The sequence below is a fragment of the Cupriavidus sp. FW306-1B-F12B genome (genome assembly GCF_058781795.1).
This window is the reverse complement of sequence record NZ_JBYSXC010000002.1, coordinates 41,833-64,443: the sequence shown is the minus strand read 5'-3', so window position 1 is coordinate 64,443 and position 22,611 is coordinate 41,833. Positions and strand designations below refer to the sequence as shown.

General features: G+C 66.1%; 22 protein-coding genes, 1 tRNA gene and 1 pseudogene. 11 read left to right on the top strand and 13 right to left on the bottom strand.

Features of this window, described 5'->3' with window-relative positions; genetic code table 11:
- The first annotated feature begins 131 nt into the window (after window positions 1–131).
- Together AC3WLE_RS03565 and AC3WLE_RS03560 are read left to right on the top strand one after the other, a co-directional pair.
- Complete coding sequence (locus tag AC3WLE_RS03565) at window positions 132–815, top strand: RNA pyrophosphohydrolase (RefSeq protein WP_010814743.1); 684 nt, start codon at window positions 132–134, stop codon at window positions 813–815.
- Window positions 808–1,389: a CNP1-like family protein gene (locus AC3WLE_RS03560; RefSeq protein ID WP_492356125.1), complete on the top strand. Its 582-nt coding sequence runs from the start codon at window positions 808–810 to the stop codon at window positions 1,387–1,389. The genes AC3WLE_RS03565 and AC3WLE_RS03560 overlap by 8 nt, the downstream gene beginning before the upstream one ends.
- A gap of 81 nt (window positions 1,390–1,470) precedes the next feature.
- On the opposite strand, the gene proB is transcribed toward AC3WLE_RS03560, so the two are convergent.
- From proB to rplU, 4 genes are all read right to left on the bottom strand, one after another.
- On the bottom strand, window positions 1,471–2,589 hold the full coding sequence (proB, locus tag AC3WLE_RS03555; RefSeq protein WP_492320366.1) for a glutamate 5-kinase: 1,119 nt from the start codon (window positions 2,587–2,589) through the stop codon (window positions 1,471–1,473).
- A 97-nt stretch (window positions 2,590–2,686) separates the two neighbouring features.
- Window positions 2,687–3,784, bottom strand: a complete 1,098-nt coding sequence (obgE, locus tag AC3WLE_RS03550) for a GTPase ObgE (RefSeq protein WP_492320367.1) — start codon at window positions 3,782–3,784, stop codon at window positions 2,687–2,689.
- 133 nt (window positions 3,785–3,917) lie between these two features.
- The gene (gene rpmA, locus AC3WLE_RS03545) at window positions 3,918–4,178 is read right to left on the bottom strand and encodes a 50S ribosomal protein L27 (protein WP_010814747.1); all 261 of its coding nucleotides are present in this window, start codon (window positions 4,176–4,178) and stop codon (window positions 3,918–3,920) included.
- 39 nt (window positions 4,179–4,217) lie between these two features.
- On the bottom strand, window positions 4,218–4,529 hold the full coding sequence (rplU, locus tag AC3WLE_RS03540) for a 50S ribosomal protein L21 (RefSeq protein ID WP_006576525.1): 312 nt from the start codon (window positions 4,527–4,529) through the stop codon (window positions 4,218–4,220).
- 530 nt (window positions 4,530–5,059) lie between these two features.
- Here rplU and ispB point away from each other — a divergent pair.
- Both ispB and AC3WLE_RS03530 read left to right on the top strand, forming a co-directional pair.
- Window positions 5,060–5,989 (top strand): octaprenyl diphosphate synthase, encoded by a 930-nt coding sequence (ispB, locus tag AC3WLE_RS03535; protein ID WP_049800579.1) that lies wholly within the window; start codon window positions 5,060–5,062, stop codon window positions 5,987–5,989.
- Window positions 5,990–6,119: 130 nt separating this feature from the next.
- Window positions 6,120–6,196, top strand: a tRNA-Pro gene (locus AC3WLE_RS03530).
- Window positions 6,197–6,271: 75 nt separating this feature from the next.
- Here AC3WLE_RS03530 and AC3WLE_RS03525 read toward each other — a convergent pair.
- Entirely contained in the window at window positions 6,272–6,430 is a 159-nt protein-coding gene (locus AC3WLE_RS03525) for a hypothetical protein (protein ID WP_492320368.1), read from the bottom strand.
- Window positions 6,431–6,650: 220 nt separating this feature from the next.
- Here AC3WLE_RS03525 and pilB point away from each other — a divergent pair, with 220 nt between their 5' ends.
- The 6 genes from pilB to AC3WLE_RS03495 all read left to right on the top strand — a co-directional run bounded on the left by pilB (window position 6,651) and on the right by AC3WLE_RS03495 (window position 12,494).
- A complete protein-coding gene (pilB, locus tag AC3WLE_RS03520) occupies window positions 6,651–8,375 on the top strand; it encodes a type IV-A pilus assembly ATPase PilB (RefSeq protein WP_492353051.1) in 1,725 nt (574 codons plus the stop codon).
- 65 nt (window positions 8,376–8,440) lie between these two features.
- Entirely contained in the window at window positions 8,441–9,712 is a 1,272-nt protein-coding gene (locus AC3WLE_RS03515; RefSeq protein ID WP_492320370.1) for a type II secretion system F family protein, read from the top strand.
- 3 nt (window positions 9,713–9,715) lie between these two features.
- Window positions 9,716–10,630, top strand: coding sequence for a prepilin peptidase (locus tag AC3WLE_RS03510; RefSeq protein WP_492356126.1), 915 nt, complete (start codon window positions 9,716–9,718; stop codon window positions 10,628–10,630).
- Between the two features lie 63 nt (window positions 10,631–10,693).
- Window positions 10,694–11,320: a dephospho-CoA kinase gene (coaE, locus tag AC3WLE_RS03505; RefSeq protein ID WP_010814753.1), complete on the top strand. Its 627-nt coding sequence runs from the start codon at window positions 10,694–10,696 to the stop codon at window positions 11,318–11,320.
- A 209-nt stretch (window positions 11,321–11,529) separates the two neighbouring features.
- A complete protein-coding gene (zapD, locus tag AC3WLE_RS03500) occupies window positions 11,530–12,288 on the top strand; it encodes a cell division protein ZapD (RefSeq protein ID WP_010814754.1) in 759 nt (252 codons plus the stop codon).
- A gap of 17 nt (window positions 12,289–12,305) precedes the next feature.
- Window positions 12,306–12,494: a DNA gyrase inhibitor YacG gene (locus AC3WLE_RS03495; RefSeq protein WP_013958063.1), complete on the top strand. Its 189-nt coding sequence runs from the start codon at window positions 12,306–12,308 to the stop codon at window positions 12,492–12,494.
- 30 nt (window positions 12,495–12,524) lie between these two features.
- On the opposite strand, the pseudogene AC3WLE_RS03490 reads toward AC3WLE_RS03495, so the two are convergent.
- From AC3WLE_RS03490 to secA, 5 genes and pseudogenes are all read right to left on the bottom strand, one after another.
- Window positions 12,525–12,734, bottom strand: a pseudogene (locus tag AC3WLE_RS03490) (OPT family oligopeptide transporter); the annotation flags it as partial.
- 122 nt (window positions 12,735–12,856) lie between these two features.
- Window positions 12,857–13,303, bottom strand: a complete 447-nt coding sequence (locus tag AC3WLE_RS03485; RefSeq protein ID WP_492320373.1) for an NUDIX domain-containing protein — start codon at window positions 13,301–13,303, stop codon at window positions 12,857–12,859.
- A complete protein-coding gene (locus AC3WLE_RS03480; protein WP_492320374.1) occupies window positions 13,300–14,205 on the bottom strand; it encodes an ATP-binding protein in 906 nt (301 codons plus the stop codon). The genes AC3WLE_RS03485 and AC3WLE_RS03480 overlap by 4 nt, the downstream gene beginning before the upstream one ends.
- A gap of 42 nt (window positions 14,206–14,247) precedes the next feature.
- Window positions 14,248–15,474, bottom strand: coding sequence for a bifunctional glutamate N-acetyltransferase/amino-acid acetyltransferase ArgJ (gene argJ, locus AC3WLE_RS03475; protein ID WP_492320375.1), 1,227 nt, complete (start codon window positions 15,472–15,474; stop codon window positions 14,248–14,250).
- Window positions 15,475–15,637: 163 nt separating this feature from the next.
- Window positions 15,638–18,415 carry a preprotein translocase subunit SecA gene (secA, locus tag AC3WLE_RS03470; protein ID WP_492356127.1) on the bottom strand — a complete coding sequence of 926 codons (2,778 nt, stop codon included), beginning with the start codon at window positions 18,413–18,415 and terminating at the stop codon, window positions 15,638–15,640.
- 295 nt (window positions 18,416–18,710) lie between these two features.
- Here secA and AC3WLE_RS03465 point away from each other — a divergent pair, with 295 nt between their 5' ends.
- Complete coding sequence (locus AC3WLE_RS03465) at window positions 18,711–19,214, top strand: hypothetical protein (RefSeq protein ID WP_010814761.1); 504 nt, start codon at window positions 18,711–18,713, stop codon at window positions 19,212–19,214.
- A gap of 63 nt (window positions 19,215–19,277) precedes the next feature.
- Here the strand turns inward: AC3WLE_RS03465 and lpxC are convergent, their stop codons facing one another.
- The 3 genes from lpxC to ftsZ all read right to left on the bottom strand — a co-directional run bounded on the left by lpxC (window position 19,278) and on the right by ftsZ (window position 22,498).
- Window positions 19,278–20,195 carry a UDP-3-O-acyl-N-acetylglucosamine deacetylase gene (gene lpxC, locus AC3WLE_RS03460; protein ID WP_340529039.1) on the bottom strand — a complete coding sequence of 306 codons (918 nt, stop codon included), beginning with the start codon at window positions 20,193–20,195 and terminating at the stop codon, window positions 19,278–19,280.
- 152 nt (window positions 20,196–20,347) lie between these two features.
- Entirely contained in the window at window positions 20,348–20,854 is a 507-nt protein-coding gene (locus tag AC3WLE_RS03455; protein WP_492321574.1) for a peroxiredoxin, read from the bottom strand.
- 450 nt (window positions 20,855–21,304) lie between these two features.
- A complete protein-coding gene (gene ftsZ / locus AC3WLE_RS03450) occupies window positions 21,305–22,498 on the bottom strand; it encodes a cell division protein FtsZ (protein WP_316151592.1) in 1,194 nt (397 codons plus the stop codon).
- Window positions 22,499–22,611: the final 113 nt, after the last annotated feature.

The window sequence follows — 22,611 nt, the reverse complement described above, 5'->3', positions numbered from 1 at the left end:
GGCGGCGCTGAATTGTGGGCACGCGCCTGAAACTGCCCTTCCGCTCGGGGAAAACCAGCATCCCCCGGTCCGGGCCCGGCTGCGCGCTTCCTTTATAATCAGCGTAATTCTAAAGGATTCGAGGTGCAGTCATGCTCGATCGTGAAGGCTTTCGCCCGAACGTCGGCATCATCCTCCTCAACGCACGAAACGAGGTTTTCTGGGGCAAGCGAATCGGCGAACACTCCTGGCAGTTCCCGCAAGGTGGCATCAAGTACGGCGAAACGCCTGAACAGGCCATGTACCGCGAACTGCATGAGGAAATCGGCCTGCTTCCGGAGCACGTCAGGATCGTCGGTCGCACGCGCGACTGGCTGCGTTACGAGGTGCCGGACAAGTTCATCCGCCGCGAGATCCGCGGCCACTACAAGGGCCAGAAACAAATCTGGTTCCTGCTGCGCATGGCCGGCAGGGACTGTGACATCCATCTGCGTGCCACCGAGCACCCTGAATTCGACGCCTGGCGTTGGAGTCATTACTGGGTGCCGCTGGAGGCGGTGATCGAGTTCAAGCGCGATGTCTACCAGCTGGCGCTGACGGAGTTGTCACGCTTCCTGAACCGGCACGCGCGTGTGCCGCTGAGTCCCTATGGCACACACGGCACGCACGGCCCCCACGGCATGCATGGCCGGCATGGCGGGCCGCGCAGCCAAGCGCTCAGCCGTGCCCAGCAGGCACAGCAGGCCGACGCCGACTGCAATGCCGAGGCCGCGCACGCGACCGAGCACGATTCACCGGCAACGCCGGTTTCCACCTCACGGAGCACTGATGACTAGTTTCACCGGCCTGGGCCGCCGCCGCGGCCTGACCGCTGCCGGATTGCTGATTGCCGCGGCCAGCCTTGCGCTGGCCGGCTGCAAGACCACCGGCAAGGAGATGGCGGAGGAAGAAAGCACCTGGCTCAACCCGTTCGCGCCCAAGACCTTTGAAGAGGCCAAGGCGATGCTGCCGGCACCACCGCAGGACGCCAACCTGATCCCGTTCTCGGTGGCGGGCACCGGCTCGCTGTCGTTCGCGGTGGACGGCAAGTCGGTCTCGGTCGGCAAGGACAACGTGGTGCGCTACACGGTCGTCACCACCAGCCAGAGCGGCGCGCGCAACGTGACCTTCGAAGGCCTGCGCTGCGATGCGTTCGAGCGCAAGCTCTACGCCACGCTGCCCAGGGGCGCGACGGATTGGGTGCCCAACAGCAGCGACTACGGCGAGACCTGGCACCGCATGGAGACTGGCGTGCGCAATGCCTATGCCGCCACGCTGGCGATCGATTTCTTCTGCGAGGGCCGTACTGTGGCCGGCACCGCCGACGCCATGGTGCGCGACCTGCAATCGCGCGCGCCGCGCAAGCGCTGAAGCGCGCAGCGTCGACATAAAAAAACGGCGGGACTGCCTGGCAGCCCCGCCGTTTTTATTTGCGCCCGGCCTGTACGCCCGTCAGACCAGCACCAGGTTGTCGCGATGGATCAGTTCGGGCTCGTTCAGGTGCCCCAGCACGGACTCGATCTCGGACGAGGGCTTGCGCGCGATCAGCCGCGCCTCGGCGCTGGAATAGTTGGTGATGCCGCGCGCCACCTCCTTGCCCTGCGCGTCGACGCACGCGATCACCTCGCCGCGGGCGAACTCGCCCTGCACTTCCGTCACGCCGATCGGCAGCAGCGACTTGCCGCCGCTGGTGAGCTTCTCGACCGCGCCGTTGTCGATCACGACCCGGCCGCGCAGCTGCAGGTGGTCGGCCATCCATTGCTTGCGCGCCGTGAGCCGCCCGGTCGGCGCCAGCAGCTGGGTGCCGATGGCCTCGCCCGCGGCCAGGCGCTCCAGCACATTGGCCTCGCGCCCGGAGGCGATGGTGGTGTGGGCGCCGGACTTGGCCGCGCGCTTGGCCGCCAGGATCTTGGTCAGCATGCCGCCGCGCCCGATCGACGTGCCGGCGCCGCCGGCCATGGCTTCCAGCTCGGGGGTGCCGGCCAGGGCCTCGTCCACGAACTGCGCGGCCGGATCCTTGCGCGGGTCGGCGGTGTACAGGCCGCGCTGGTCGGTCAGGATCACCAGCGCGTCGCCTTCGATCAGGTTGGTCACCAGCGCGCCCAGCGTGTCGTTGTCGCCGAACTTGATTTCGTCGGTGACCACGGTGTCGTTCTCGTTGATGATCGGCACCACGCCCAGGGACAGCAGCGTGAGCAGGGTCGAGCGGGCGTTGAGGTAGCGTTCGCGGTCGGCCAGGTCGGCGTGGGTCAGCAGCACCTGCGCGGTGCGGATGCCGTAGCGGTCGAACTGGCTCTCATAGACCTGCGCCAGGCCCATCTGGCCGACGGCGGCGGCGGCCTGGAGCTCATGGATTTCCTTCGGGCGGCGCACCCAGCCCAGGCGCTGCATGCCTTCGGCGATGGCGCCGGAGCTGACCAGCACCACTTCCTTGCCGGCCACGCGCAGCTTGGCGATCTGGGCCGCCCAGCGGGCGATGGCGTCGTGGTCCAGCCCCTTGCCGTCGTTGGTGACCAGGCTGGAGCCGACTTTGACGACGATGCGCTTTGCCTGCGCGATGACCGATTGCATGACGGGAATCCTGTCTCCCGGGCAGCCGGCGGCGGGCGCCGCGCCCGAATTGTCCGTGGGTATTCTTCTGTGGTGGGGCGCCAGCGGCGGCCCCGGCTTATGCCTCGCCCGGCCCCTGGTCGACGTTGTGCAGGCGCTCGTCCAGCCGGATGTCCGGCTCGGCCAGCGCCGCGGCTTCTTCGGCCTTGATCGCCTGCAGGTGGTCCTTGATCGCGTAGATCAGCTCGCGGCAGCCTTCGCCGGTCAGCGCCGAAATCTGGAACACCGGCCCCTTCCACTTGTAGCGCTTGATGAAATCCTTCACGCGGGCCGCGCGCTCGTCCTCGGGAACCACGTCGAGCTTGTTCAGCACCAGCCAGCGCGGCTTGTCGTACAGGGTTTCGTCGTACTTCTTCAGCTCGTTGACGATGGCCTTGGCCTCGGACACCGGGTCGACTGCCTCGTCGAACGGTGCCAGGTCGACGATATGCAGCAGCAGGCCGGTGCGCTGCAGGTGGCGCAGGAACTGGTGACCCAGGCCCGCGCCTTCGGCCGCGCCTTCGATCAGGCCGGGAATGTCGGCAACCACGAACGATTGCTCATGGTCCACGCGCACCACGCCCAGGTTCGGGTGCAGGGTGGTGAACGGATAGTCCGCCACCTTCGGGCGCGCGTTGGAGATATGCGAGATAAAGGTCGACTTGCCGGCGTTGGGCATGCCCAGCAGGCCGACGTCGGCCAGCACCTTGAGCTCGAGCTTGAGCATGCGGCGCTCGCCCGGCTTGCCGTCCACCTGCTGGCGCGGCGCGCGGTTGGTACTGGACTTGAAATGCAGGTTGCCCCAGCCGCCCATGCCGCCTTCGGCCAGGCACACGCGCTGGCCGTGCTCGGTCAGGTCGGCGATGACTTCGCCAGTGTCCATGTCGGTGATCAGCGTGCCCACCGGCATGCGCAGCGTGATGTCCTCACCCGCCGCGCCGTAGCAGTCGGAGCCGCGGCCGTTCTCGCCGTTGCGGGCCACGTGCTTCCTGGCGTAGCGGAAGTCGATCAGCGTATTGATGTTGCGGTCCGCCACGGCGAACACGCTGCCGCCGCGGCCGCCATCGCCACCATCCGGGCCGCCGAAGGGCACAAACTTCTCGCGCCGGAACGAGGCGCTGCCATTGCCGCCGTTGCCGGCGATGGCTTCGATTCGGGCTTCGTCTATGAACTTCATGATGATGGGTTTCCGTGATGGATCGGCGGATCAGCGGCTGGAAGCCTCCAACCGGGCTGGCGAACTGACATTGTCGCCAGAAAAGAAAAGGCCCCGCAAGCGTTGCGGGGCCTTCATCCTGCAAAGGCTGTTATCAGGCCGCCGGAACGACGCTGACTTGCTGCTTCTTGGCAGGGCCCTTGACGGCGAACTGCACGTGGCCGTCCACCAGGGCAAACAGCGTGTGGTCCTTGCCCACGCCGACGTTGTCGCCGGCATGCACGCGGGTACCGCGTTGGCGGATGATGATGCCGCCGGCGTTGATGGCCTGGCCACCAAACACCTTCACGCCCAGACGCTTCGATTCGGAATCACGGCCGTTCCGCGTGGAACCGCCGCCTTTTTTCTGTGCCATGTCTTACTCCTGTCGCTTTACCTGGTTACGCTCGATCGATCAGGCAACGATCGCTTCGATGCGCAGTTCGGTGTAATTCTGACGATGGCCCTGACGCTTCTGGTAGTGCTTGCGACGGCGCATCTTGAAGATCTTCACTTTGTCGTGACGACCTTGGGAGATAACGGTAGCCTTGACGGAAGCCCCGCTAACCAGCGGCGTACCAAACTTGATTTGGTCGCCGGCGCCCACTGCGAGCACCTGGTCGAGCGTGATTTCTGCGCCAATGTCTGCCGGTATCTGTTCTACTTTCAGTTTTTCGCCAGCAGCAACCTTGTATTGCTTGCCGCCGGTTTTTACGACCGCGTACATTGTCGAACCTCTCGGATGTGAATAAAACGCCGTATGCCGGCACTGGCGCACCCTGCGCGGCCGGTCAATCGCACGGCCTGGCGCCTGGATGGGCTCAGTGCGGCCCGGTTATCTCCCGCCGGTCAGAACCCGCAAAGCGAGCGCAGCTACCGGAGGAAACCGGGAATTGTAAACGAGATCCGGGAAAAGGGCAAAGAAAACAGGCACATAGCCTGTGTGCGGCGGCATCGCCACAATGGGGCCGCGCCCTGGCTCAGGTCAGGTCGGCGAGCAGGAATCCCGCCAGTGCAGCAAACGCCACCCAAAGGGCGGTGCGGCGCAGGTGGCGGCGAGGCACGGGCTTGTTCATGGCTGCATTATAGTTGCGCGCCTTGCGAACACCCTGAGCGCATACCCTGAGCGCGAATCTTTAGAAACGCGCCATACGTAGAACGCTACGCGCATCGCATATAATCGTCCGGTTTTGCGTAACGGTGATCATCTTGTCCCAGTCTTCCGCCACTGCCTTGCTTGCCCCGGTCGCTGCAGACATGCGCGCGGTCGATGCTGTTATCCGCCAGCGGCTGTCTTCTGAAGTCCCCCTGATCGAGCAGATCGGCGAATACATCATCGGTGCCGGCGGCAAGCGCCTGCGCCCGGTGATCCTGCTGCTGACAGCGCGCGCGATGGGCTACGACGGCAACCGCCACCATGAGCTGGCCGCCGTGGTGGAGTTCATCCACACCGCCACCCTGCTGCACGACGACGTGGTCGACGAGTCCGAGCTGCGGCGCGGGCGCGATACCGCCAATGCCGTGTTCGGAAACGCCGCCAGCGTGCTGGTGGGCGACTTCCTCTATTCGCGCGCGTTCCAGATGATGGTCGATGCCGGCAGCATGCGCATCATGGAGATCCTGTCCAACGCGACCAACGTGATCGCCGAGGGCGAGGTCCTGCAACTGCTGAACATGCACGACCCCGACGTCACCGTCGAACGCTACCTGCAGGTGATCCGCTACAAGACCGCCAAGCTGTTCGAGGCCGCAGCGCAACTCGGCGCCGTGCTGGCCGGCGCCGACGCCCAGATGGAAGAAGCGGCGGCAGAGTATGGCCGCCGCATTGGCACCGCCTTCCAGCTGATCGACGACATGCTGGACTACACCGCCAGCGCCGAGCAGATGGGCAAGAACGCCGGCGACGACCTGCGCGAAGGCAAGCCCACCCTGCCCCTGCTGCACCTGCTGGAACACGGCACGCCCGAACAGCGCCAGCTCGCGCGCGACGCCATCGTGCAAGGCGGCACCGAGCATTTCGATGCCGTGTTTGCCGCAATCCACGCCAGCGGCGCGCTGGACGTCACCTTCGAAGCCGCACGGCGCGAGGCTGAAGCCGCCGAACAAGCGGCACGGCAGTTCCCGCCGTCGGAACTGAAGGAAACCCTGATCCAGCTCTGCGCGTTCTCATTGCAACGGCAGTCCTGACGCAACCGCGGGGAAGGCAGCGGAAGCGGGCTGAACGGCGATTTTCCTCGCCCCCTTCCATTCCCCAAAAAACGCTGCTAAACTTACATTCTTTGCTGCAGACGGTCAGACGTTTGCCAGCAAACCAAATCGGGGTGTAGCTTAGCCTGGTAGAGCGCTACGTTCGGGACGTAGAGGCCGGAGGTTCGAATCCTCTCACCCCGACCAGATTTAAAAGGCCGAATCAACGTCAGTTGGTTCGGCCTTTTGTCTTTCTGCCCCCCTCCCCGATCCTCCGGCAACTCATCCCTTGATCGCCTTGCGCTGACGCTTGAATGCCTTCAGGTCGGCCGCGGAAAACAGCTGGCTACGACCCACTTCCGCATGGGGCGCGAGCTTGCCGTCGCGCACCAGCCGCCGGAAGGTGGCAATTGAAAAGGCGAGGGCAGGGATTCCTCTCAAAAGGACACCACCCCGCTCGCAAGGAAGCTGCCTGAAACGCCGCTTCTTCCCCGCGCAAGTAGGGTTGCGCCCGTGTCGCGCAAACGCCAACACCGCGCCCGCGTCGGCTTTACAAAAAGTGACCCCGGCGGCAAACTGCCCCGATCCGGGGACGTGGGTCCGTCCGCCCCGCCTGCGTGGCATCCGCCACCGCCTAACCGCACCGCACAGCGCACCTGCCATGACACTCGGTCTTGCCCTGGCCCAGAGCCGGCGTATCGCGCCCGCCCTGCTTGCTCAGCTGGAGCAGGCCGCGCGTGAAAAGCAGTCGCAGCTGATCGACGAGATCGTCGGCAGCGGCACCATGAGCGCGCACGACCTGGCGCTGTTTGCCGCGGACAAGTACCAGCTGCCGCTGCTGGACCTGGCCCAGTACAACCTGACCAAGGTGCCGCCGTTGCTGGCCGGCAACCGTGAATTCCACGCGCACCGGCTGCTGCCGCTGGGCCGGCGCGAGAACCGGCTGGTGCTGGCGATGTCCGACCCGTCCAACCAGGCCGGGCTGGATGCGATCAAGGAAAAGTACAAGCTGCCGGTCGAAGCGGTGGTGGTCGAGCACGACAAGCTGATGAAGCACGTGCGCTCCGCCGGCGAGGCCCTGGGCACGCTGAAGAACATCTCGCCGGTGCAGGCCGAGCGCAAGATGATCGAATACGATCCGGTGGCCGCGGCCGGCAACCAGCGCAACCGCACCACCGCTGACAATATCGACGACGCCCCGGTGGTGCGCTTCCTGCAGAAGCTGCTGACCGAGGCCTTCCATCGCGGCGCGTCCGACCTGCACTTCGAGCCGTTCGAGACTTTCTACCGCGTCCGCTTCCGCGTGGACGGGGTGTTGCAGGAGGTTGCACGCCCGCCGCTGGACATCCGCGACAAGATCGCCACCCGCATCAAGGTGCTGTCGCGCCTGGATATTTCTGAAAAGCGCGTGCCGCAGGACGGCCGCATGAAGCTGCTGATTGCCCTGCCCAAGGACAAGGACGCCAAGGAGACGGTCGAGCGGGCAGTGGATTTCCGCGTGTCGACGCTGCCGACGCTGTTCGGCGAGAAGATCGTGATGCGGATCCTGGAATCTTCGTCCGACAAGCTCGACATCGACCAGCTCGGCTATGAGCCCGAGCAGAAGGCGCTGCTGCTGGACGTGATCAAGCGCCCCTACGGCATGGTGCTGGTGACCGGCCCCACCGGCAGCGGCAAGACGGTGTCGCTGTACACCTTCCTGAACCTGCTCAACCAGGGCGACATCAATATCTCCACCGCCGAGGACCCGGCGGAAATCCAGCTGCCCGGCATCAACCAGGTCAACGTCAACGACAAGGCGGGCCTGACCTTTGCCGCGGCCCTGCGTTCGTTCCTGCGGCAGGACCCGGACATCATCATGGTCGGCGAAATCCGCGACCTGGAAACCGCCGACATCTCGATCAAGGCCGCGCAGACCGGTCACCTGGTGTTGTCGACGCTGCACACCAACGATGCGCCGACCACGCTGACGCGGTTGATGAACATGGGCGTGGCGGCCTTCAATATTGCCTCGAGCGTGCTGATGATCACCGCGCAGCGGCTGGCGCGGCGGCTGTGCACCTGCAAGCGCGAGGGCGAGATCCCGCGCGAGGCGCTGCTGGAGGCGGGCTTCCGCGAACAAGACCTGGACGGCAGCTGGCAGCCCTACCACCCGGTCGGCTGCGAGCGCTGCAACGGCACCGGCTACAAGGGCCGCTGCGGCATCTACCAGGTCATGCCGATCACCGAGGCCATGCAGGAGATCATCCTGACGCACGGAACGGCACTGCAAATCGCCGAGCAGGCGCGCAAGGACGGCGTGCTATCGTTGCGCGAAGCGGGGCTGCTGAAGGTGAAGCAGGGCGTCACGTCACTCGAAGAAGTGCTGGCGACAACAAACACTTAGGGAAGCAGGACACAACGTAAATACAAGACGCAGAACAAGCGTCATTTACATCGGGGGTCAATATCATGGCGACGCGTGCACCAGCGGCGAGCGCCCGGACGGCGGCACCGTCACGGGCGAAATCAGGGAAGGGGCGCAAGGCACCCACCCAGTACATCTTTGAGTGGGAAGGCAAGGACCGCAAGGGCAAGACCTTCACCGGCGAACTGCGCGCCGAGAACCAGGCCGAGGTCACCGCCACGCTGCGCAAGCAGGGCCTGACCATCGTCAAGCTGAAGAAGCGCAAGGCCGCGCGCGGGCGCAAGATCACCGAGAAGGACATCGCCTACTTCACCCGGCAGTTGTCGACCATGCTCAAGGCCGGTATTCCGCTGCTGCAGTCGATCGACATCATCGCGCGTGGCCACGTGAATCCCAACTTCACCCAGCTGCTGTCCGACATCCGCTTCGACATCGAGGCCGGCAGCAGCATGGCCGCGGCATTCCGGCGCCATCCGAAGTACTTCGATACGCTGTACTGCAACCTGATCGATGCCGGCGAACAGGGCGGTATCCTGGACTCGCTGCTGGAGCGCCTGTCGCTCTACATGGAAAAGACCATCGCGCTGAAAGGCCAGATCAAGTCGGCGATGATCTACCCGATCGCGGTGCTGACGGTGGCCTTTGCCGTGACCGTGATCCTGATGCTGTTCGTGATCCCGGCGTTCAAGGGCGTGTTCTCCAGCTTCGGCGCCAACCTGCCGGCGCCGACGCTGCTGGTGATCGCCATCTCGGACTTCTTTGTCCAGTACTGGTACCTGGTGATCGGGGTGCCGGTGGCCGGCATCTCCTTCTACCTGCGCGCACTGAAGAAATCGGAGAAGGTGCAGCGCGCCACCGACCGCACGCTGCTGAAGCTGCCGATCTTCGGCAGCCTGTTCCGCAAGGCCGTGATCGCGCGCTGGACCCGCACGCTGGCCACCATGTTCGCCGCCGGCACCCCGCTGGTGGAGTCAATGGAGTCCGTGGCCGGCGCGGCCGGCAACTGGGTCTACTACGACGCCACGCGCGAGATCGAGCAATCGGTGCGCATCGGCACCAGCCTGACCAACGCGATGCAGGCCACCCATGTGTTCGACAACATGGTGCTGCAGATGACGCAGATCGGTGAGGAGTCCGGCGCGCTGGACAACATGCTGCTGAAGGTGGCGGAGTTCTACGAGCGCGAGGTCGACGATGCCGTGGCCGCGATCTCCAGCCTGATCGAGCCGCTGATCATCGTGGTGCTGGGTGTGCTGATCGGCGGCATGGTGGTGGCGATGTACCTGCCGATCTTCAAGCTGGGACAGGTGGTGTAAGCGATGTTGCCTGCGTGGTCTGCTTCTCCCTACCCTTCGTCGGCCTCCACCGGCGGCGCGCCGCTGGTCGAGGCGCTGACGGCGTTGCCGCCCGCCTTCCTGGTGGCGGCCGCCGCGCTGCTCGGGCTGGTGGTCGGCAGCTTCCTCAACGTGGTCATCCACCGGATGCCACGCATGATGGAGCGCGACGAGGCCAACTATATCGCCGAGCTGCGCGGCGACCCGCTGCCCTACCCCGGCCGCTACAACCTGATGGTGCCGCGCTCGGCCTGCCCGCATTGCGGCCACGCGATTGCGCCGTGGGAGAACGTGCCGGTGCTGAGCTACCTGTTCCTGCGCGGGCGCTGCTCGGCATGCAAGGCGCCGATCAGTGTGCGCTATCCGCTGGTCGAGCTGGCCTGTGGCGTGCTGAGCGCGTTGGCGGCGTGGCGCTTCGGCCCCGGCGGACAGGCCCTGGCCGCGCTGGTACTGGTGTGGGCGCTGCTGGCGCTGACCATGATCGATGCCGATACGCAACTGCTGCCGGACCAGATCACCCTGCCGCTGCTGTGGCTGGGCCTGCTGCTGAACCTGGGCGGCGTGTTCGTGGCGCTGCCCGACGCCGTGATCGGCGCTGCTGCCGGCTACCTGGTGCTGTGGACGGCCTACTGGCTGTTCCGGCTGGTGCGCGGCAAGGAAGGCATGGGCTTTGGCGACTTCAAGCTGATGGCGGCGCTGGGCGCCTGGTTCGGCTGGCAGGCGCTGCCCGCGCTGGTGCTGCTGTCGTCGGTGGTCGGCGTGCTGTTCGGGCTGGCCAATATCGCGCTGCGCCGCCAGGAGCGCGACACGCCGTTCCCGTTCGGGCCCTTCATCGCGCTGGCCGGCGTGGTGGTGCTGCTGTTCGGCCCCGGCGTGCTGCCGCTGTTTGCATGGCCATGACGGTGTCCGACGATCACCGCTGAAGCTGGTATCGTTGCGGCAACATCGTCAACAGAGCCTCACATGCTGGAAATCGGACTGACCGGCGGCATCGGCAGCGGCAAGACCCGCGTGGCCGACATGTTTGCCGCGCGCGGTGCCGCGATCATCGACACCGACCTGCTCGCGCACGAGATCACCGCCCCGGGCGGGCGCGCCATCCCGGCCCTGGTCGAGGCCTTCGGCCCGGCCTGCCTGCGTCCCGACGGCGCCATGGACCGCGACGCGATGCGCGCACTGGTGTTTGCCGACCCCGCAGCCAAGGCGCGGCTTGAAGCCATCACCCACCCGCTGATCCGTGCACTGACCACCGAGCGCGCCCACGCGATCCGCGATGCCGGCGACCATCCCTACCTGATCTACGTGGTGCCGCTGCTGGTGGAATCGGGCTCATGGCGCGAGCGCGTGGGCCGCGTGCTGGTGGTGGACTGCACCGAGGCCACCCAGGTAGCGCGCGTGATGTCGCGCAACGGCTTCAGCCGCGAGCAGGTGCAGGCCATCATGGCCAGACAGGCCACCCGCGCCGAGCGCCTGGCATGTGCCGACGACGTCATCGACAACGACGGCCCGGTGGAGGCGCTGGTGGACCAGGTCGACCGGCTCGACCGCTACTATCGTGAACTGTCGGCGGCGGCCAGGGTCCATCCATAACGCGCAACCCGGCGCGCCAGCGCAAGGCATCATGCACGCGACATTGTCCTCGGCTCGTGTCTCGCATAGAATGCGCTGGAATATGCGGGGAAATCACCGCATACTGCCGGCAACCGCCCGCCATATATCGCCCCTTCCGGCATTTCCCGGGCCTCATTCTGCACCGGGCCGCTCCTGAAAGCGCCCGACGCCCTGCACGGACATTGCACTTGATTCTGTACGAATACCCTTTCAACGAACGCATCAGGACACTCCTGCGCCTGGAGGACCTGTTCGATCGGCTGGAATACTTTCTCGGCCAGGATCATGCCCACCAGCACCATGTCGCGCTGACCACGCTGTTCGAGATCATCGACGTGGCCGGCCGCGCCGACCTCAAGACCGACCTGATCAAGGAACTGGAACGCCAGCGCCAGGCACTGGCGCCGCTGCGCGCCAGCCCGCAGATCGACCAGGAGGCGCTGGACGCCGTCATCGGCGAGATCGAGCAAGGCATCGCCATGCTCAACCAGACCGTGGGCAAGGCCGGCCAGCTGCTGGCCGACAATGAGTGGCTGACCAGCATCCGCAGCCGCGCGATCATTCCCGGCGGCACCTGCGAGTTCGACCTGCCGGCCTACTATGCCTGGCAGCACCGCCCTGCCGAAGACCGCCGCGCCGATATCCTGAAGTGGGTACGTCCGCTGCTGTCGCTGCGCATGGGCACCACCATCGTGCTGCGCCTGCTGCGCGAAGCCGGCCAGAGCGGCAAGGTGATCGCCACCGGCGGCAGCTACCAGCAGATGCTGTCCGGGCGCAGCTACCAGCTGATGCAGGTCTACCTGGATGACTCGCTGCTGGCCTTCATCCCCGAGATGAGCGCCAACAAGTACATGCTGTGGGTGCGCTTCACGCAGCAGGACGGCGACCTGCGCCCACGCTCGGTCGATGCGGATATCCCGTTCCTGCTGAAACTCTGCAATTTCTGAAGCCTGCGCTGAACGCTATGCCTGCTGTCGTCAAATGCCCCACCTGCGGCACCGAGGTGGCCTGGGTGCCCGACAACAAATTCCGCCCCTTCTGTTCCGAGCGCTGCAAGCAGATCGATCTCGGCGCCTGGGCGTCCGAGAAATACGTGATCGGCGGCAAGCCGGGCGAAACCTCCGCCGACCAGCCTGAAGACGAGGACGACTGACGCGCCCGCGCCTTCAGCGCCCCCCGTGGTTCAGTGCGCCGCCGCCAGCACGCGGCGGTAGAAGCCCACGCACACCAGTGCGAACACCGCCAGGCCCAGCCACTGCGCGGTCGCTTCAAACCCGGCCCCGACCAGCGCCAGCGGCGCATCCTTGCCCGACAGGCCGATCAGCGCGGCCAGCATCACCCCGACCAGGCTTTCCCCCACGATCAGGCCCGAGGCCAGCAGCGTGCCGCGTCGCTCGGCATGTTCCAGCGCCAGCGAGAAGCGCGTCGACAGCCGCACCACCGAGGCCCCGGCCGACAGCCAGAAGTTGGCGCCCTCGGCCAGCAGGCGCAGCCCACCGGCGGCAAAGGGCAAGGTCAGCTGTCGCGCGCTTCCTCGGCAAGCCATTCCACCACCGGGATGGTGGCGGGCAGCAGCGGCCCGACTGTCACGGGCGTCTGCTGCCAGGAGAAGGCCTGGCCTTCGCGGCCGATGGGATCGCCCCGCCAGGCCGTGACCTTGCAAAAGTACAGCCGCACATAGGCGTGCGGGTAGTCATGTTCAAGGATGTGCCAGCGCTCGCATTGCGTTACATCAAGGCCCAGCTCTTCATGGAGTTCTCTGGCCAGTGCTGCCTCCACCGACTCACCGGGCTCCAGCTTGCCGCCGGGGAATTCCCAATAGCCCTCGTAGGGCTTGCCCGCAGGGCGTTGCGCCAACAGGAAGCGGCCGTCGGGCTGCACTATCACGCCCACGGCGACCTCGGTGACTTTGCGCGGAGAATTGCCGGCCGTGTCTGCGGGGCTTTGCATGGATGCGCTCATGCCTTGGCGTCGCCGTCCACGTCGGCGATATAAGGCTTGCCATGCTTGCCGCCCCAGTCGCGCGCAAACTGCCACGCCACGCGGCCCGAGCGCGAGCCGCGCTCCAGCGCCCACACCAGCGCATCGCCGCGCGCCGCGGCGATGTCCTCGTCGGTGCAGCCGAAGTGCCTGAGCCAGTGGCCGACGATGGCCAGGTATTCGTCCTGCTTGGGCGGGTAGAACGACAGCCACAGCCCGAAGCGCTCGGACAGCGAAATCTTCTCTTCCACCACTTCGCCGGGATGGATCTCGCCATCGTCGGTGTGACGGTAGGTCTCGTTGTCCTTCATGTACTCCGGCAGCAGGTGCCGGCGGTTGGAGGTGGCGTAGATCAGCACGTTGTCCGACTGCGCCGCCACCGAGCCGTCCAGCGCCGACTTGAGCGACTTGTAGCCCGACTCGCCTTCTTCGAACGACAAGTCGTCGCAGAAGATCACGAAGCGCTCGGGGCGCTGCGCAACCAGCTCGACGATATCGCCGAGGTCGCCCAGGTCATCCTTGTCCACCTCAACCAGCCGCAGCCCGTCCCTGACGAAGGCATTGAGGCAGGCCTTGATCAGCGACGACTTGCCGGTGCCGCGCGCGCCGGTCAGCAGCACGTTGTTGGCCGGCAGCTTGCTCACGAACTGGCGTGTGTTGGCGACGATGGCGTCCTTCTGCCGCTCGATGTTCTTCAGGTCGTCCAGGTGGATCGGCGGCAGCTGGCGCACCGGCTGCAGGTAGCCGATATTGCCGAACAGGCTCTGCCGCTTGCGCCAGCGGAACGCCACGGCCTCCTGCCAGTCGGCGTCGCTCAGTTGCGGCGGCAGCCATTGTTCGAGTCGGGCGAGGAAGTTGTCGAGGCGGGCGGCGAGGTCAGACATGGCAGGGGCGTGTGGCAGTAGGGGTCAGCGTGTTGCTGGCAGTTATGAGCGGTAATCCGCGTTGATCGACACGTAGTCGTGCGACAGGTCGCAGGTCCAGACCGTCGCTTCGGCCTTGCCGCGGCCGAGCGCGATGCGCACGGTGATCTCGGCCTGCTTCATCACGCGCTGGCCGTCTTCCTCGCGGTAGTCGGGGTTGCGGCCGCCGTCGCGGGCCACCCAGACATCGTCCAGCCACAGGTTGACGCGGCCGACGTCGAGGTCAGTCACGCCGGCGTAGCCGACCGCGGCCAGGATGCGGCCCAGGTTGGGGTCCGACGCATAGAACGCGGTCTTGACCAGCGGCGAGTGCGCCACCGCATAGGCGATCTGGCGGCACTCGGCGACGTCCTTGCCGCCTTCGACGCGGATGGTCATCAGCTTGGTGGCGCCTTCGCCGTCGCGCACGATCATCTGCGCCAGTTCCTGCGCCAGCGCGGTCACCGCGTCGCGCAGCGCCTCGAAGGCAGGGCCTTCGGCGCGCTCGACCACGGCGCCGGACTTGCCCGTGGCGATCAGCACGAACGAGTCGTTGGTCGAGGTATCGCCGTCGATGGTGATGCTGTTGAACGAATGGTCGGCGGCGTAGGAGACCAGCGCCTGCAGCACCGGCTGGGCCACGGCGGCGTCCATGGCGATAAAGCCGAGCATGGTCGCCATGTTCGGGCGGATCATGCCGGCGCCCTTGCTGATGCCCGACAGCGTCACGGTCTTGCCGTCGATCTGCACCGTGCGCGACGCGGCCTTGGGCTGCGTGTCGGTGGTCATGATGGCTTCGGCGGCGGCCAGCCAGTTGTCCGGCTTCGCGTTGGCGATGGCGGCGGGCAGGCCGGCCACCAGGCGGTCGACCGGCAGCGGTTCCAGGATCACGCCGGTCGAGAACGGCAGCACCTGCTCGGCGGCGATGCCCAGTTGCGCTGCCAGCGCGTCGCAGCTGGCGCGGGCATTGGCCAGGCCCGGTTCGCCGGTGCCGGCGTTGGCATTGCCGGTGTTGACCACCAGCGCGCGGATGCCCTTGCCAGCGGCCAGGTGCTCGCGGCAGACCTGCACCGGCGCGGCGCAGAAGCGGTTGCTGGTGAAGACGCCGGCCACGGTGCTGCCATCGGCCACGCGCACCACCAGCACGTCCTTGCGGTTGGCCTTGCGGATGCCCGCCTCGGCCCAGCCCAGCTCCACGCCGGCGACGGATTTCAGGTTCTCTGCCTGGGGCAGCGGAAGATTGACGGGCATGTGGACTCCTCTTTCCTGCTTGCGTTATCTGCTTGCGGCTTCTGCTCGCAACTTGCTTGTCATCAGACGAACATGCCCGCTAAGGGCGGGCATGTCGTTTCCTTTCGCGTCACTCCCCACACAGCGGGAACGACGTCATGCCGGGTACCCGGCCGGGCTCAGTTCAGCTGAGCCTGCCGTGGCACTGCTTGAACTTCTTGCCCGAGCCGCACGGGCACGGGTCATTGCGGCCGACCTTGGGCATGCCCGCCAGCGCCAGCTCGGCGGCGGCCATGGCCGCACCGGTGCGGGGCGACGGCGCTTCCTCGACCGGCTCGCGCCCTTCGGCGAACTCGTCGTGCTTGTACTGGATGTTCTCCAGGTGCGACAGGCCTTCCTCGATCTCTTCCGAAGCCTGCTCCAGCTCTTCCGGCGACTGGATCTGCACGTTGAAGGTCACGCGCGTGACTTCGTTCTTGATCAGGTCCAGCAGGCGCGCGAACAGCTCGAACGACTCGCGCTTGTATTCCTGCTTGGGATCCTTCTGCGCATAGCCGCGCAGGTGGATGCCCTGGCGCAGGTGGTCCAGCGCGGCCAGGTGCTCGCGCCAGTGCGTATCGATGCTCTGCAGCATGACCGAGCGCTCGAAGCCGGCGAACGACTCGCGGCCGACCATCGCGACCTTGCCGTCGTAGCGCTCCGCGGCCGCCTTCATGATCAGGTTGAGCAGCTCTTCGTCCTCGATGCTCTGCGCGCCCTCGATGGTCTGCGCCAGCGGCACTTCCAGGCCCCAGTCCTCGCGCAGGCGCGTTTCCAGGCCGGCGATGTTCCACTGCTCTTCCATGGTGTCGGCCGGCACGTGGTCGCGGAACAGCTCAACCAGCACGCTCTCGCGCAGGTTGGTCACCATGTCGCCGACATCCTGGGCTTCCAGCACGTCGTTGCGCAGCTTGTAGATTTCCTTGCGCTGGTCGTTGGCGACGTCGTCGTACTGCAGCAGCTGCTTGCGGATGTCGAAGTTGCGGCCTTCGACCTTGCGCTGCGCCGATTCGATCGAGCGCGTGACGATGCCGGCTTCGATCGGCTCGCCCTCGGGCATCTTCAGGCGCTCCATGATGGCGCGCACGCGGTCGCCGGCGAAGATGCGCAGCAGCTGGTCGTCCAGCGACAGGTAGAAGCGCGACGAACCCGGGTCGCCCTGGCGGCCGGCACGGCCGCGCAGCTGGTTGTCGATACGGCGCGACTCATGGCGCTCGGTGCCGACGATATGCAGGCCGCCGGCGGCCTTGACCTGCTCGTGCAGCGAATGCCACTCATCCTCGAGCTGCTTGATGCGCGCGGCCTTCTCGGCGTCGGACAGGTTCGGGTCCACCTCGATAAAGCCGGATTGCTTCTCCACATTGCCGCCCAGCACGATGTCGGTACCGCGGCCGGCCATGTTGGTGGCAATGGTGATCATCTTGGGGCGGCCGGCCTGGGCCACGATCTCGGCTTCGCGCGCGTGCTGCTTGGCATTGAGCACCTGGTGCGGCAGTTGCTCGCGATCGAGCAGGCCCGACAGGTATTCCGAGGTCTCGATCGAGGTGGTGCCCACCAGCACCGGCTGGCCACGCTCGTAGCAGTCGCGGATATCGCGCACCACGGCGTCGTAGCGCTCCTTGCCGGTCTTGTAGATCTGGTCCTGCTGGTCCTTGCGCTGGGCCGGGCGGTTGGTCGGGATCACCACCACTTCCAGGCCGTAGATCTCCTGGAACTCATACGCTTCGGTGTCAGCCGTGCCGGTCATGCCGGCCAGCTTGTTGTACATGCGGAAGTAGTTCTGGAAGGTGATCGTCGCCAGCGTCTGGTTCTCTTGCTGGACGGTGACGCCTTCCTTGGCCTCCACGGCCTGGTGCAGGCCGTCGGACCAGCGGCGGCCGGTCATCAGGCGGCCGGTGAACTCGTCGACGATCACGACTTCGTCGTTCTGCACCACATAGTGCTGGTCGCGATGGAACAGGCTGTGCGCGCGCAGGGCGGCGTACAGGTGGTGCATCAGCGTGATGTTCTGCGGCGCGTAGAGCGACTCGCCCTCGCCGATCAGGCCTTGCTGCGACAGGATCTCTTCGGCCTTCTCGTGGCCGGCTTCGGTCAGGTAGACCTGGTGGCCCTTCTCGTCGACGTAGTAGTCGCCCGGCTTCTCGACGCCGGTGCCGTCGGCCTTCTCTTCACCGATCTGGCGCTCGAGCAGCTTGGGGATGCCGTTCATGCGCTGGTACAGGTCGGTCTGGTTCTCGGCCTGGCCGGAGATGATCAGCGGGGTGCGGGCCTCGTCGATCAGGATCGAGTCCACTTCATCGACGATGGCGTAGTTGAGCGGGCGTTGCACGCGCTGCGACGGGTCGTAGACCATGTTGTCGCGCAGGTAGTCGAAGCCGAACTCGTTATTGGTGCCGTAGGTGATGTCCGAGTTGTACGCCGCCTGCTTGGCATCGTGCGGCATCTGCGACAGGTTCACGCCCACCGACAGGCCCAGGAAGTTGTACAGCCGGCCCATCCACTCGGCATCGCGCTGCGCCAGGTAGTCGTTGACGGTGACCACGTGCACGCCCTGGCCGGTGATGGCATTCAGGTACACGGCCAGCGTCGCGGTCAGCGTCTTGCCTTCGCCGGTGCGCATTTCGGCGATCTTGTTGTCGTTCAGCACCATGCCGCCGATCAGCTGCACGTCGAAGTGGCGCATCTTCATGACACGCTTGCTGGCCTCGCGGCAGACGGCGAAGGCCTCGGGCAGCAGCGCCTCGAGCGATTCGCCGCCGGCGTGGCGCTGCCGGAAGGTCTCCGTCATGCCGCGCAGTTCGTCGTCCGAGAGCTGCTCGAACTTCGGCTCCAGCGCATTGATCTGCGCCACCGTGCGGCGATATTGTTTGATCAGCCGCTCATTGCGGCTGCCGAAGACTTTCTTGAGAAGGCCGGTGATCATCGATTGCTTTCACCTGCGCGGAACCGGGTGGCACCCCAGGGATGCGGGCTGCTCCGGCGGCCGGGCGAGGAATGGATAGATTGGCGCAAAACGCCGAGTTTATCATGTGCCGGGGTCACGGCCGGAACGCGCCTGGCCCCATCCCGCAAGGGCGGGCAAGCCTGCCGAATGTTGACCACGCGTGTCGTGCTCATGATTGCCCGCGCGCCCCGTCAGCGACAGTTTGGGGCGGCCGCCGCAGCTTCAATCCGCAGTCGGGCAAGGCGGCCCCCGCGCCCCTTGCTAGAATGCATGCATGCGCCGCTTCACCCATCACGCCCTGCAGACCCCCGCCGCCAAGCCGCTCAACGACTGGCTGGCCAAGGCCGGCCCGGTTTCGACGCTGATGCAGACCGCGCGCCAGCTGTCGGTGCTTGAGGCCGAGGTGCTGGCACTGCTGCCCGCCGGCATGCGCGACGGCCTGGCCGTGGCCGGCGTCAAGCGTGACGCCACCGACCCGAACGCCCAGGTGCTGCTGTTGCTGGCCGCGCACGGCGCCGCCGCTGCCCGCGTGCGCCAGGTGGTGCCGACGCTGCTGGCACGGCTGCAGCAGCGCGGCTCGCACATCACCGCGATCCGGGTGCGGGTGCAGCCGGAGGTGTCGCGCCACGCGGACTGGGAAGTGGAGCCCGTGCAACGCCAGCGCACCGGCGGCCGCATGACGCCCACAGGACTCGCCAACCTCGACCAGCTGGCGCGCAGCCTGCCGGATTCGCCGCTGCGCGACGCGCTCAATACGCTGCTCGCCCATCACCGCTAGCCCGGTGCCGAACACAAAAAAGCCGACCCTCGGGTCGGCTTTTTTGGCGCCAGTTCGCCAGGATCAGGCAAACGCCGGCTGCGCCTGCGGCAGGAACGCGGCCGGGGCTTCCTCGACGCGGTCGAAGGTGACCAGCTCGTACGCTTCCTGGTCGGCCAGCAGCGCGCGCAGCAGCTGGTTGTTCAGGCCGTGGCCCGACTTGTTCGCCACATAGGCGCCGATCAGCGGATGGCCCACCACATACAGGTCGCCGATCGCATCCAGGATCTTGTGGCGCACGAACTCGTCGCCGTAGCGCAGCTCTTCATTGTTGAGCATGCGGTGCTCGTCCAGCACGATCGCGTTGTCCAGGCTGCCGCCGCGCGCCAGGCCCATCTCGCGCAGGGCTTCCACCTCGTGCGCAAAGCCGAAGGTGCGGGCGCGGGCAATCTCGCGCACGTAGCTGGTGTCGGCAAAGTCGATCGAGAAGGTCTGACCGGTCTTGTCGACCGCCGGGTGGCGGAAGTCGATGGTGAACGACAGCTTGAAGCCGAAGAACGGCTCCAGCCGCGCCAGCTTGTCGCCCTCGCGCACTTCCACCGCTTTCTTGACGCGGATAAAGGTCTTCAGCGCGTTCTGCTCTTCAATGCCGGCCGACTGCAGCAGGAACACGAAGGACGCGGCGCTGCCGTCCATGATCGGGATTTCCTCGGCGTCGACATCGACATAGAGGTTGTCAATGCCCAGGCCCGCACAGGCCGACATCAGGTGCTCGACGGTCGAAACGCGCGCGCCATCCTTCTGCAGCACCGATGCCAGGCGCGTGTCGCCGATGGCCGACGCGGCCACGGGAATCTCGACGGCCTCGGGCAGGTCGACGCGGGTAAAGACGATGCCGGTGTCCGCCGGCGCGGGACGCAGGGTCAACGTGACCTTGCGTCCCGAGTGCAGGCCGATGCCAACGGTCTTTACCAGGGATTTGATGGTGCGCTGCTTGAGCATGACAGCCTCAACTATTATAAAAATCTATCGGGCGGCTTTTCTGATTAAGGGATTTTACCACCACCTCAGGGCGCTGCAGCCGGGTTTTGTTTCCGGCTGTTAACACCGCCTTAACAAGTTGCGTATTAGCCACGTTTACCCGGATGACTGTGTCAGCCACGCAACGCCGCCAGCACTGCCTCGGCGCTGCTGACGCGGAATTCGCCCGGTGCCTCGACGTCGAGCCGGGTGACGACGCCGTCGTCGATCACCATCGCGTAGCGCTTGGAGCGCACGCCCATGCCGCGCGCGCCCAGGTCCTGGTCCAGGCCCAACGCGCGGGTCCACTCGGCGCTGCCGTCGGCCATCATGCGCACCGTGCCGCCAGTCTGCTGCTCACGGCCCCAGGCGCCCATCACGAAGGCGTCGTTGACCGACACGCACCAGACCTCGTCGATGCCGGCCTCGCGCAGCGCCGCGGCGTGCTGCACAAAGCCCGGCACATGCTTGGCCGAGCAGGTCGGCGTGAAAGCGCCGGGCAGGCCGAACACCACGATCTTGCGGCCGCGGACCAGGTCCGCCACCTTGAAGGCATTGGGGCCGAGCGCACAGCCGTTGCCTTCGGTTTCGAAGAATTCCTGCAGCGTGGCGTCGGGGACGCGGGAACCGACAGTGATCATGGGTCGTGGTCCTTCTGGGTTTTCTGAAGAATAGTCCGGATGCCGGGGCGCAGGCGCCCGCACTCAGGCAGACGGGCAATCTCAAGATCATAGGCGCCTAGCCCGCATTGCCAAAGCCGGGTCACATCCGGTGACATCCGGCGCGGATCCGATACACCTTGCTACAAAGACGTCCGCGCGGCGCACCTCTTGGGTGCGCCGCGCGGACGCTGATACATCCCGACCGGGAAGGCGGGAAACCAGTCCGGGGAGGCGGCCAGCGGCACGCCCGTCCCGGCAACGGGATGCGGGTGAAGCCCAGTCCGGCGCAGGCGCGGCGCCGCCAGCAGCCCGGCGGTTCACGTCAATCCATGCAAGGCACGCGCGGATGGGGAGCGCACGTGCATCGCGACAAGGCGACGCGTTCCGTCAGGCGGCCGGTGGAGGCACCGATGCCGCGCCAGGCAGGGCTCAGTCTGCCTGCTTGCGCAGGAAGGCCGGGATGTCGTACGTATCCACACCCTTTTCCTGCAGCGCCGCCACGTGGGCCGACGCCGACTCACGCGAGCTGCGCCACACTGCCGGCGTATCCAGGTTGCTGTAGTCCGGCGAGCTGTGCGTGGCCGCGGCGGCGGTCATGTTGGCCATCATCTGCACCGGCATGTTGTCCGTGCCGGTCTTGAGCAGGGTCATCGGCTGTTGCTTCTTGGCCGAGCGGCCCAGGCCCGTGGCCACCACCGTCACGCGCAGCGCATCGCTCATCGAGTCGTCGTACACCGTACCGAAGATCACGGTCGCATCTTCCGCGGCGTAGCTGCGGATGGTGTTCATGACTTCCTTGGTTTCCGACAGCTTCAGCGAACGGCTGGCGGTGATGTTGACCAGCACGCCGCGCGCGCCGGACAGGTCAACGCCTTCCAGCAGCGGGCTGGCAACGGCCTGCTCGGCCGCCAGGCGGGCGCGGTCCACGCCCGACACGGTGGCCGTCCCCATCATGGCCTTGCCCTGCTCGCCCATCACCGTCTTCACGTCTTCGAAGTCGACGTTCACCAGGCCGTCAACGTTGATGATCTCGGCAATGCCGGCCACCGCGTTGTGCAGCACGTCGTCGGCGCACTGGAAGCACTTGTCCATCTCGGCGTCGTCGCCCATCACTTCGAACAGCTTCTCGTTGAGCACCACGATCAGCGAGTCGACGCTCGATTCCAGCTCGCTGGAACCGTGTTCGGCCACCTTGGCGCGGCGCGCGCCTTCGAAGTCGAACGGCTTGCTGACCACGCCCACGGTCAGGATGCCCATCTCCTTGGCCACTTGCGCGACGATCGGCGCGGCGCCCGTGCCGGTGCCGCCGCCCATGCCGGCAGTGATGAAGACCATGTGCGCGCCGCGCAGCGCGTCGGCAATCTGCTCGCGGGCCTGATCGGCGCAACCGCGGCCGACTTCCGGCTTGGCACCGGCGCCCAGGCCCGTATTGCCGAGTTGAAGCACGCGCGAAGCGGTGGAACGCTTGAGCGCCTGGGCGTCGGTATTCATGCAGATGAATTCGACGCCTTGGACGCCGCGGCTGATCATGTGCTGCACGGCATTGCCGCCCGCGCCGCCCACGCCGACCACCTTGATGATGGTGCCGTCCATCACTTCCGTTTCGATCATGTCAAAGTCCATCACTGCCTCCGAGAAGAATCAGTCCCCAGACGATGCAGCCTCCCCGCCGCAACCCCTGGTTTCTGAACAAGAAACCAATAAAAAGAAAACCAGAAAACTTCCATGGCACGCAG